The organism is Nocardia mexicana NBRC 108244 (assembly GCF_001613165.1).
GTDB lineage: Bacteria > Actinomycetota > Actinomycetes > Mycobacteriales > Mycobacteriaceae > Nocardia > Nocardia mexicana.
On record NZ_BDBV01000032.1, the window covers coordinates 46,553 to 57,835 of the forward strand.

At 69.7% G+C, this 11,283-nt stretch carries 11 protein-coding genes; 9 read left to right on the plus strand and 2 right to left on the minus strand.

Annotated features, from left to right (window positions below; genetic code table 11):
- Positions 1-31 precede the first annotated feature (31 nt).
- Positions 32-1,345 (minus strand): PucR family transcriptional regulator, encoded by a 1,314-nt coding sequence (locus NM1_RS13200; protein ID WP_068018969.1) that lies wholly within the window; start codon positions 1,343-1,345, stop codon positions 32-34.
- Positions 1,346-1,643: 298 nt separating this feature from the next.
- Here NM1_RS13200 and NM1_RS13205 point away from each other — a divergent pair, with 298 nt between their 5' ends.
- From NM1_RS13205 to aztD, 7 genes are all read left to right on the plus strand, one after another.
- Positions 1,644-2,036, plus strand: coding sequence for an RsbRD N-terminal domain-containing protein (locus tag NM1_RS13205; protein WP_068018972.1), 393 nt, complete (start codon positions 1,644-1,646; stop codon positions 2,034-2,036).
- 82 nt (positions 2,037-2,118) lie between these two features.
- Positions 2,119-3,078 carry an alpha/beta hydrolase gene (locus NM1_RS13210; RefSeq protein ID WP_246011595.1) on the plus strand — a complete coding sequence of 320 codons (960 nt, stop codon included), beginning with the start codon at positions 2,119-2,121 and terminating at the stop codon, positions 3,076-3,078.
- Positions 3,079-3,080: 2 nt separating this feature from the next.
- A complete protein-coding gene (locus tag NM1_RS13215) occupies positions 3,081-4,001 on the plus strand; it encodes an SDR family NAD(P)-dependent oxidoreductase (protein WP_068018976.1) in 921 nt (306 codons plus the stop codon).
- 1 nt (position 4,002) lies between these two features.
- Positions 4,003-4,923: a ferritin family protein gene (locus NM1_RS13220; RefSeq protein WP_068018979.1), complete on the plus strand. Its 921-nt coding sequence runs from the start codon at positions 4,003-4,005 to the stop codon at positions 4,921-4,923.
- Entirely contained in the window at positions 4,920-6,437 is a 1,518-nt protein-coding gene (locus NM1_RS13225) for a flavin-containing monooxygenase (RefSeq protein ID WP_068018982.1), read from the plus strand. The genes NM1_RS13220 and NM1_RS13225 overlap by 4 nt, the downstream gene beginning before the upstream one ends.
- 189 nt (positions 6,438-6,626) lie before the next feature.
- A complete protein-coding gene (locus tag NM1_RS13230; RefSeq protein ID WP_068018985.1) occupies positions 6,627-7,385 on the plus strand; it encodes a MerR family transcriptional regulator in 759 nt (252 codons plus the stop codon).
- A 9-nt stretch (positions 7,386-7,394) separates the two neighbouring features.
- Positions 7,395-8,567: a zinc metallochaperone AztD gene (gene aztD / locus NM1_RS13235; RefSeq protein WP_084519541.1), complete on the plus strand. Its 1,173-nt coding sequence runs from the start codon at positions 7,395-7,397 to the stop codon at positions 8,565-8,567.
- Between the two features lie 7 nt (positions 8,568-8,574).
- Here the strand turns inward: aztD and NM1_RS13240 are convergent, their stop codons facing one another.
- Entirely contained in the window at positions 8,575-8,892 is a 318-nt protein-coding gene (locus NM1_RS13240) for a hypothetical protein (protein WP_147289103.1), read from the minus strand.
- A gap of 287 nt (positions 8,893-9,179) precedes the next feature.
- On the opposite strand from NM1_RS13240, the gene NM1_RS41035 reads away from it, so the two are divergent.
- Both NM1_RS41035 and NM1_RS13250 read left to right on the plus strand, forming a co-directional pair.
- The gene (locus tag NM1_RS41035) at positions 9,180-10,811 is read left to right on the plus strand and encodes a sensor histidine kinase (protein ID WP_246011597.1); all 1,632 of its coding nucleotides are present in this window, start codon (positions 9,180-9,182) and stop codon (positions 10,809-10,811) included.
- Positions 10,808-11,218: a roadblock/LC7 domain-containing protein gene (locus NM1_RS13250; protein ID WP_068018994.1), complete on the plus strand. Its 411-nt coding sequence runs from the start codon at positions 10,808-10,810 to the stop codon at positions 11,216-11,218. Before NM1_RS41035 ends, NM1_RS13250 begins: the two co-directional genes overlap by 4 nt.
- Positions 11,219-11,283 lie beyond the last annotated feature (65 nt).

Genomic DNA, 11,283 nt, shown 5'->3' on the forward strand with positions numbered 1-11,283 from the left:
GTACCGGGCCCGGTACTCGGGGCCGGTGCTGTCAGACTCCTTCCGACACGCGTTGCGGGACACGGGAATCGGCGGCTTCGCCGACGTAGCTGCGGGCGACGAGTGCGGAGCGGAGGTACCAGAGTCCGCTGGCTTGAGTGGGGTCGAAGCCGGTGAGTTGGCCGATGCGTTTGAGTCGGTAGTCGACGGTGTTGGTGTGCACATGGAGCAGGCGTGCGGTGCGTTGGCGGTTGAGGTTGTGGGCGATGTGGGTTCGGAGGGTGTCGAGGAGTTCGGGGTGCTCGTCGAGCGGGACGAGCAGCGAACGCAGGAACTCCAGCCCGGGACCCGGCCTGGTCAGCTGGTATTCCAGTGCGAGATGGTCGAATCGGTACAGTCCCGGCTCCAGGCGCAGCCGGGAGACCATGTCGAGGAGCTGGTGGGCCTGGTCGGCGGCGGTGGGGATGGTGTCGGTTCCCGCGGTGACGACGGTTGCCGTGACGGGAACCCGCGCCGCGCGCGACAGCGATGCGATCAGCTCGTCGAGGGTGTCGTCCCCGGCCGCCTCGACCGGCAGCAACAGGGTGCCGCCGTCCACGCTGAGCAGTGAGAGGGCGGTGCTGCCGCAGCGGGTGGCGAGTTCGGCCTGTAGTCGGCGGAGTTTGCGGCGGGCAACGACTTTCGCGTCGAGCATGGGGTTGGATTCTTCGGGGTGCGGGGGGATGGCGAGGGCGAGGATGCGGTAGCTGTCGGCGATTTCGATGCCGCATTCGCGGGCCATGGTGGAGGTGGGGTGTCCGCCGAGTAGTGCGGAGGTGAGGGTGTGGACGGCCGTATGGTGTTCGGAGACAACGGCTCTGAGTTCGCGGACGTAGGCCATGGAGACCGCGGTGGTCATGGTGTCGAGCATCTCGACCACGAGCTTCGCGCCGCCCATGTGCGCCTCGAAGTCGGCGAGCGAGAGGGTCAGCGTGGCGTCCTCGCCGGATCCGGCGGCGTGGTGCCTGGTGGTGGCGCTGGTGACGACGAGGTCGAAGCCGATCTTGAAGCCCTCGTGGATGGCGTGGTGAATGGTGTCGATGGGCACGCCCTCGCGGGCCCACCCGGCGGCGGCTTCCTTCAGGCGTTCCGTCTTCTCCGGGATGTTCCTGCCGTCGAGCATGGAGACGGCCAGTTCGAGGCAGGTGCGGGTGATGGTGGTGACGTCGCCGTAGATGGCGTCGCCGGGGAGAGTGCCGCAGGGAGCGACGTTTTCGACGAAGTGGCCGACCATCTGGCGCGACAGTCCCCAGACATCCTTGAGCGGTGACGACATCGGCCGCCCCGAAACGGTCAGACCGGGTCGATCCGGAGTGGTATCGATCATCGGAGAAACTCCCTTCCCATCCCTGCGATCAACGTAGCGCGCGGGTGCCCGCGGCGGCCGCCGTCGTTCGGTGCACTGTCGGATGACGCAACGTCGATCGCGCCGAGTTATGACATGTGACAACGCTGCCGCGTTGTGACTCGTCCCAACCGGGCAGCTGGACACCGGTCTCATTACCCAAAGTTTGCTGGCCGATTCGTGGGCGTCCCGGCACACACCTACCGTCGGCAGCGGCCCGACTTTCGGCGCGGTGACACCACTATCGGCGGCTTGTGTCCTTCGGGGAGGGCGAAACACCATGGATCGGAACCACACGGACGAGGACGACAGCGACCACACCGACGATTCGCGCGACAGTCGGCATCCGCGCCCGTCTACCTCGAAGGACCCCGGAACATTGATACAGATCGGCCTGGAACTGGCCCTGGTGCTGCTCGACGCATCCGATGCCGTGACCTCCGATTTGCTGGATCGGCTCGAGCACGCCGCCGCGGAGTGCGCACGCAGCGCGGTGCCGATCGAAACGGTGCTGCACGCCATCCACGAGAGCATCGCGACCATGATCGAACAGCTCGGCGACGATCCCGTCCGGGCGGGCCGCTCGATCGATGCCTCCGCCGTGGTGCGGGTGCTGGACGTCCTCACCTCGACGGTTTCCCGCGGTTACGTGCACGAACTCCGGCAGGGCTAGTTTCTGCCATTGACAAATGGCACATGCCGGACTGATGCTTGGCGGCATGACGAAGACGAGGTCAATGGCGACCGTCTCGGCAGTGCCGGCGTCACCGTCGCTCACGGCCCGCATCGCGGCCGCGGCGTCGGTGGTGGGACTGCGGCAGCTCAACGCGCTGCTGCCGCAGAACCGGGCGGGCATCTGGGCCGGGCGCGGACTGATCGCCGCCATCATGGCCGCATTCGGCCCGCCCCCACCGGGCACGCACGTGACGACCGTGCGCTCGGGTGGGGTCCGCGGCGAATGGGTCCGGGCGCCCGGGGTCGAACAGGGTGAGCGCGCAATCTATTTCATCCACGGCAGCGGCTACGTGGTCTGCTCGGCGCGCACCCATCGGGGGCTGGCCGCGCGGTTGTCGCGCGACACCGGGCTGCCGGTATTCCTCGTCGACTACCGCCTGGCGCCCGAGCATCGCTTCCCGGCCGCCGCCGCGGACGTCGAGGCGGGCTACCGCTGGCTGCTGGCGCACGGCTACCGGCCCGAGGACCTGGTGATCGGCGGCGATTCCGCGGGCGGGCACCTGGCCCTGGATCTGCTGCTCGAGAATCAGCGGTCGGCGACCGCGCAACCCGCCGGGGTGTTCATGTTCTCTCCGCTGCTGGATCTGTCGCTGACCCTGGCCGAGGGTGAGGACCGGCGCCGCCCCGATCCCATGGCCCCGGCGTGGGTGGGCCGCCGCCTCGTCGCGCTGTACACCGAGGGGCAACCCGAGGATTCGCCGCGGCTGCGGCTGTCGATCCCGCGCGGTGCGGCCCTGCCGCCGCTGTTCGTGCAGGCCAGCGCGGAGGAGATGCTGTCCGGCGACGCCCGGCGGCTGCGGGATATGGCCGAGGCGGCGGGCGCGCGGTGCGAGCTCGAGCTGTGGCCCGGCCGGATTCACGTCTTCCAGGCGCTGCCGCTGCTGGTGCCGGAGGCCCACGCCGCGCTGCGGCACACCGCCGCGTTCGTGGAACGGGCTCTGGCGCAGGCGGATTCGACGGCACGGGAGCGGGTGAGCTGACCATGTGGGTACTCGACAATCTCCGATTCGCACTGGGCGGGCCGCGCCGCTCGCACGGTGCGCGGGCCGTCGTGACCGGCGCGGGCAGCGGAATCGGGCGCGCCTTCGCCCTCGAGCTGGCCGCCCGCGGCGGCGAGGTGATCTGCGCGGATATCGACAAGGACCGCGCGGACGACACCGTCCGGCTGATCGACCGCACGCACGGCCGACAGGCGCACGCGGTGTTCTGCGATGTCTCCCGGCGCGAGGACGTGGAGAGCCTCGCCCTGCACGCCGAGCTGATCTTCGGCCGCGCCCCCACCCTGGTGATCAACAACGCCGGGGTCGGCATCGGCGGAAAACCGGTGGGGGAGATCGGATTCGACGACTGGCAGTGGGCGCTGGGCATCAATCTGTGGGGCGTGGTGCACGGCTGCGAGCTGTTCGCGCCGCAGCTGCGGGCCGCGGGCGGGGGCGGCATCATCAATGTCGCGTCGGCGGCGGGATTCACCGCCGCGCCCACCATGGGCCCCTACAACGTGTCCAAGGCCGGGGTCCTGTCGCTGTCGGAGACGATGGCCGCGGAGCTGTCCGGCAGCGGTGTCGCGGTCACGGTGCTGTGCCCGACGTTCGTGCGGACGAACGTGGCGCGCGACGGCCGGATCACCGCGACGTCCATGCGCCTGGCCGAAAACCTCATGCGCTGGACGGGTTTCACGCCCGAGCACGTCGCCCGGATGACCCTCGACGCACACGATCGCGGGCGGCTGTACGTGCTGCCGCAACTCGACGCCACCGTCATCTGGCATCTCAAGCGACACTTCCCCGCCCTCTATACCCACGGTCTCGGCGTCCTGAATCGGCTACTGCCGCAGGACGATCCGGCGGCGCATGCCCCGGGTACCGGGCCGGATCTCACCGAAGAGAAGAAAACAGGAGTCTGACATGTCTTTCGACTTCGACAGCATGCTGGCCAAGATCAAGGGCCGCCAGTGGGCCCTGGCCGATATCGACTGGGACGCACCGGGCGCCGAGCTCATCGAGCCCGAGCTGCACGCCAAGCTGAAGCCATTCATGGCGGATCTGATGTGGATCGAGAACGTCGGCGCCCGCGGTTTCGCGGCCATGGCGCAGAAGGCGCCGACCGAGACGCTGAAGGAGATCTACCGCTACTTCCACGCCGAGGAGCAGCGCCACGCCAACGCCGAACTGGCCCTGATGCGGCGCTGGGGCATGCTCGACGGTGACGAGATCCCGGAGCCGAACATCAACGTCAAGCTGGTGATCGACTTCCTGGACAAACACTCCGACGAGATGTCGCTGTCGTTCCTGGGCACCGTCATCCCGATGCTCGAGGTGGCGCTGGACGGCGCGCTGATCAAGTTCATCACCGACGAGATCGCCGATCCGGTCGCGCAGGAGGTGTTCAAGAAGATCAACGCCGACGAATCCCGGCATCTGGCCACCGATTACGCGGTCATGGAGCTGCTCGGGCACGCCACGACCCGCAAGCTGTTCATCGACCTGGTCGGCGGCTGGGTGAAGCCGTCGTTCCTCGTCGGCGTGCTCAGCTACGTGCCGCTGCTGAACAAGATGCGCGACAACATCGTCGAGATGGGCGTCGACGAGGAGAAGCTGTACGCCGCGATGCGGCGGTTCAAGGCCGTCGGCGAGCGCACGCCGATCGCCAACCGCGTGCCGATGTACCGGATCGTGAAGATGCACAGCGGCTGGGTGATCAACCGCCGCCACCCCTACCACCTGTTCGCCGACGCCATGGTCAAGCTGACCGCGCGCGTCCCGGACCGCTTCCTGGGACCGCAGCCGACGTGGTCGAAGGAACTGACCTACGAGCCGGTCGCATGAGTACGGCGAACAAGCCGCTGGACGTGGCGATCATCGGCGCCGGGTTCGCCGGTATCGGCGCCGCGATCCGGTTGCGGCAGCGGGGGGTCGGCAACTACGCGATCTTCGAGCGCGGGGATCGGGTCGGCGGCACCTGGCGCGACAACACCTATCCCGGTGCGGCGTGCGATATTCCGTCGCGGCTGTACTCCTACAGCTTCGCGCCCAACCCGGAATGGTCGCAGACCTACTCGGGCAGTGCGGAAATCCTCGGCTACATCGAGTCGATGGTGGACGAGTTCGGCATCCGCCCGCAGATTCGCTTCGGCCACACCGTCACCGGGCTCGTCTACGACGAGGAGAACGGATGGTGGGAGGTCGCCTTCGCCGGTCGTCGCCGAAAGGTGCTGGCGCGCACCGTGGTGCTGGCCGCCGGTCCGCTGGCCAATGCCGGATTCCCCGACATCCCCGGCATCGACGACTACGAGGGCCACAAGATCCACAGTGCCCGTTGGGATCACGACTACGACTTCGCCGGGAAGAAGGTGGCCGTGGTCGGCACCGGTGCGAGCGCGGTGCAGATCATTCCCGAACTGGTGCGGCGGGCCGGGTCGGTGAAGGTGTACCAGCGCACGCCCGGCTGGGTGCTGCCGCGCGTGAACCGGCGCACCAACGCCGTCACCCGGCAGCTGTACCGTCAGGTGCCGCTCACCCAGCGCCTGGCCCGGCAGGCCTGGTTCTGGGGTCACGAGTCGGTGGCGCTCGGGGTGGTGTGGAATTCGCCGCTGACCCGGGTGGTCGAATCGGTCGCGACGATGCATCTGCGCAGCCAGGTCAGCGATCCGTGGCTGCGCCGCCAGCTGACGCCCGACTTCCGGGCGGGCTGCAAGCGGTTGCTGCTGAGCAACGACTACTACCCGGCGCTGCAGCGCGAGAACTGCACCCTGGTGACGTGGCCGATCGCCCGCATCGCCCCGCAGGGGATCCGCACCGCCGAGGGCATCGAACATCGCGCCGACTGCATCGTCTTCGCCACCGGCTTCGAGGTGTCCAAGCAGGGCACCCCGATCCCGGTGACGGGGCGCGACGGCCGGCTGCTCGCCGACGATTGGGCCGGTGGCGCATACGCACACAAGAGCGTCACCGTCGCGGGCTACCCGAATCTGTTCCTCACCTTCGGGCCGAATTCGGGCCCCGGGCACAATTCGGCGCTGGTGTACATGGAGGCGCAGATCGACTATCTCACCGAGGCGATCGGGCTGGTCGTCGACCGCGGGCTGCGGTCGCTCGAGGTGCGCCGCGATCGGCAGGACCGCTACAACCGGCGGCTGCAGCGGCGGCTGACGGCCACCACGTGGAACTCCGGATGCCGCAGCTGGTACCTCACCGAGGACGGCTTCAACCCCACCATGTACCCCGGCTTCGGCACCCAGTACACCCGGCAATTGGCCCGGGTGGACCCGGACGATTTCGTCCTGACGCCGGGCGCTGCCACGGCGGGGGCGGGCAGTCGGACCGCGGCCGCTGTCGGCTGATGCCGTCGGCGATGTCGCGAGCCGATGCCCTTCGACAGGCTCGGCTGGACTAGTGTTCACCGCGATGCGGTACCCGCGCCCGGAGATCGGTTCACCTCCGGGCGCGGGTACTGCGCGTGGTCGGTAGCGGGTGGACGGCCGGGAGTCAGCCGGTCCGATGAGCACAGCGAAGGGACGGGCGAGGCGACGATGACGGAATACCGTATCGACGATCTCGCCCGCGCCGCCGGGACCACCAGCCGCAATGTGCGCGCCTATCAGGAGCGCGGGCTGCTGCCGCCCCCGGCCCGGCGGATCGGCCGTGCGCTCATCTACGACGATTCGCACCTGGAGCGGCTGCAGATCATCGATACGCTGCTGCAGCGCGGGTTCACCACCGCCCATATCGCCGACTTCATCACCAGCTGGGAGACCGGCAAGGATCTCACCGAGGTCCTCGGGCTGCAGCGCGCGGTCACCGCGACGTGGGGGAAAGCCGAAGCGCCGGTCGAGGTTCCGCGCGAGCTGGTCGAGACCTTCCTCGGCGCGGACGCCAACGACCCCGCGCTGCTCGACCGGCTGGCCGACCTGGATCTGCTTCGCCTGCACGAGGATACGGTGGAATTCACCGAACCCCAGCTGCTGGAGACGTTCGCCGAGCTCCACGGCTACGGCTTCGGCCTGCGCGGCGTCGCCGACCTGCACGCCACCGTGGTCGGCCACCTCGACGACATCGCGCACGAGATGGTGGCCGCCGCCCGCAACCACATCGTCGATCGGCACGGGCCGGGCTGGCTGCCCGACACCGGCGCGGAGATCGCCGAAACCACCGCCATGATCAACCATCTGCGTGACCTCGGCGTCACGGCCGTGCACCGCAGCCTCGCCCGGGCGCTGGACCGGGTGCTGCACGACGAACTGGGCGCCTACCTCGCCACCGCGGTGGGGCGGCGCGGCGACAACGGCTGAGCCCGCGCCGTGTTCGCTCCGCTTCGCTCCCTCGCCGTGCGGGCGCTGTCGCTGACCGGCCTGCTGATCTCGGCGAGCGCCCTGAGCGGTTGTGGCACAGACGGTCCGGTGTCCGATCACGAGTCCGACCACGCGGCGATCGGCGACCCCATCGCGGTCACTTTCGACGGCGGGATCTACCTGCTGGACGGGGGGTCTCTCGCGCTGGCCGACGAGGTGAAGCTGGAGGGATTCAACCGCCTGTTTCCGGTCGGCGACGGCCACCACCTGATGGTGTCGACCCGGGACGGCTTCCGGGTCCTCGACGCCGTGCACGGCGAGATGGCCGAGATCGCCTTCCCCGCCGCCGAACCCGGCCACGTGGTGTCGCACGCCGGGCGCGTCACGCTGTTCGCCGACGGCAGCGGCGAGGTCACGATCTTCGATCCGGCGGAGCTCGACGACGGAGCGCCGCGGACCGAGGTGTATCGGGCCGCCGCACCGCACCACGGCGTGGCGGTCCGGCTGTCCACCGGGGAACTGGTCGTCACGCTCGGCGCCGGGGGCCATCGCACCGGTATCGCCGTGCTGGACGCCGACCGCAGGGAGATCGCCCGGAACGAGGACTGCCCGGGCGTGCACGGCGAATCCACGGTTCGGGGTGAGGCCGTGGTCCTCGGGTGTGACAACGGCGCCCTGATCTACCGCGACGGCGTCATCACCAAGGTCGCGGGGCCCGCGCCGGACGGCCGTATCGGCACCCTGGTGGGCACGGACCTCTCGCCGATCGCGCTCGGCGACTACCGGCGGGGTGCGGAAAACGAACGGCCACAGCAGGTTTCACTGATCGACACCCGGGACGGCAGCCTGCGGCCGGTGGACCTGGGCACCGGCTACACCTACCGCTCGCTGGCGCGCGGCCCGCGGGGCGAGGGGCTGGTGCTGGGCACCGACGGGCGCATTCACGTCATCGATCCGGTGGCGGGGGTGGTCGTGGGGCGTATTCCGGTCATCGAGCCCTGGGAGCAGCCGCCGCGGTGGCAGCAGCCGCGCCCGGCGTTGTTCGTGCGCGGCACCGACGCCTACGTCTCCGACTCCACGACCCGCAGGGTGACCCGGGTCGATCTGGTCGCACGGACGGTCGAGGCCGCGGCCACCCTGCCCGGTATCCCGAACGAGCTGATCGGGACGGTCGGGCGGTAGGCCCGCCTCACTGCTGAATGTGGGGCGTTGCGGACCACAGCTCGGCGTTCGGCAGGTCGGCGAGCGTCTCGGTGACATTGTCATCGATGTGCACGTCGATGCCGTGGCGAGCGAGTTCGGTGGCGACGCGGGCCGCGATCGAGGGGGAGGCGCGATAGTTGAGCACCGCACCGCCCTGCGGGAACCGCATCTGCACATGGACTGTGTTGGGTATTTCGGCCATTTGCCGCCACATCACCAGGTCGTCGTTGCGGGGTCGTTGTCGCGTAATCGTCGTGCTGTGGGGTGTCTCGTTGTAGTGCGTCTGCATTATTGCGTCCAGCATCTTTCGAGCAAACTTCAGTGTAGCGGTCGGACGATCCGGCGTCACCCGGCAGTTTCGGATGAATCCGGCATTGTCGCCAAATACCAAGCACTTGTTAGGGTTTCGCTTTCACATGGGAGTTTTCGCACCGGCGTGGCGCGACCGGTCTGTTCGGGTGGCGGCGGCGGACCCGGGCGGTTAAGCTCGTGCCCGAGTTTCGAAAGTGTCTGTCTACCTGGGTGTTTGATGACGCCCGGTGGCGACATGCTGGTAATCCTCCCTGTCGGTTGGGGCGTGAGGTGCGGGAGTTGGCGGACACAGTGAAGTCGGCTGGTGCGGAGTCCGATCCGGGGTTCGATGCAGCGTCCGGTGCGGGTTCCGGCCGGAGTGCCCGCTCCAGCTACTGGGCGCTGGCGGCCTGCGTACTCGTGACCGCGGGCGCCGCGGCCGCCGCGGTGCGCAGCGCGCCCGAGGAATTCCGGATCCCCTTGGCGAGCGGCCTGGCCGTCGTGGCGGTGGTGCTGTGTGCCGCGGTCACCGCGGCCGTCTACTACCGCACGCAGGCCGGACAGCACCGGGACGCGGCGGAGCGGGCGACCGAGGCGAGTTCGGTATCCGCCGCCGAGGCCGCGGCCCGGATCGCCGCCGCCGACGAGGCGATCGCGCGGCACGCGCACGAGGAGCAGCGGAGCGAGGGGCGGCGGGTGGCCGCGTTGTCCGCGTTCGCCGGAGCCGCGGGCCGCATGCAGGCGATGACCACCGGCATGCTGGCCGAACTGCGCGAGATGGAGCACCGGCACGCGGACTCGCGGGTGCTCGCCGATCTGCTCCAGCTGGACCACCGCACCGCCCAGGCGGGACGGCTGGCCGACAGCATCGCCGTGCTCAGCGGCGCCCGGACCGGCCGCCGGTGGGCGAAACCCATTGCCATGGAATCGATCCTGCGCGGCGCGATGGGCCGCGTCGCCGGATATCAGCGGGTGCGGCTGCGGGCGGTCGCCGGTGTCGGCGTCGCCGGGCACGCCGCCGAGGGCGTGATGCACGCGCTGGCGGAACTGCTCGACAACGCGTGCAACTTCTCCCCGCCCACCACCGAGGTGCACGTCTACGCCGCCGAGGTTCCGGCCGGCGTGGTGATCACGATCGAGGACAGCGGCCTGGTGATGAGCGAATCGGCGCTGCGCCGCGCCGAGCGGGCCGTCTCCGGCGCCGACGCCGAAAGCCGTGGGGGAGTGGATCTTTCGTCGCTGACCGGAACCCGGTTCGGGCTCGCGGTGGTCGGGCACCTGGCGCGCAAGCACGGCCTCACCGTGTCCTACCGGCCGTCGGCCATCGGCGGCACGGCCGTGGTGGTGATCGTGCCGCGGGACCTGATCACCCGCGCGGACGGGGTCGATCGGACCTCCGATCGGACGCTGGCGGCAGGCCCGCCCGCCTCGATCACCACACCCGCCTTCGAGACTCGCGAACTGCCGGTCGCGAATTCGGACGGCACGGCGAGCTTCGGCCGCGACGATGCGGCGTTCTTCGGCCGCGACGGCGACGAGTCCTCCGGCCGGGCTGCGATCTCGCGCGATGTTGCGGCAGCCGACGACACGGCAGCGGACAGCAGGGCGGGGCGGCACCGCGGCGCACCCGCGATCATGGAATCGCGACTGCCGAAACGCCGCCGCGGTAGCACGCTCGCCGCGGTACATCCCGAGGGTGTGCCCGCCGCGAACGGCGCGGCGCCTGCCGCCGCGCCTGTCACACCGGCAGTGTCGCCGCCGACGGCGTCGGCGATGGGCGCCTTCCAGCGCGCCGTCACGGGCCGCGACCCGGTCGACGAGCAGCCCGAGACCGGGCAAGCCGCGACCGGGAACGCCGTGGCCGCGCAACGAACAACCGAGCCAGCCGGGACCGACAACGCTCCCGCCGGCGGAGTGGAGAACGATCGATGACAACGTCCGCGCCGGCGCAGCTGGGCTGGCTGCTCGAGCAACTGCTGACCCGCACCCCGCAGACCCGGCACGCCCTGCTGCTGTCCAGCGACGGGCTGAAGATCTGCCACACCCAGGAGCTGTCGGTCGACCGGGCCGATCAGCTGGCCGCCATCGCCGCGGGCATCCAGAGCCTCTCGCACGGCGCGTCCGTCGAATTCGGTTCGGGGCGTAGCGGTGTGCGGCAGTGCATGACCGAGTTCTACGGCGGCATCCTGTTCATCGTCGAGGCCGGGATGGGCGCGCATATCGCCGTCATCGCCGCCGAGGAGGCCGACGCCGGGCTCGTCGGGCACAACATGCGCGAGCTGGTGGAACAACTGGGCGAGTATCTCGCGGCCGCCCCGCGTGGTCGGGGAACGCTATGAGCGAGCTTGCGAGTGAATCAAGAGGCCAGCGTGCATTACGAATGGCGGAGCCGAGCGCCAGCGAG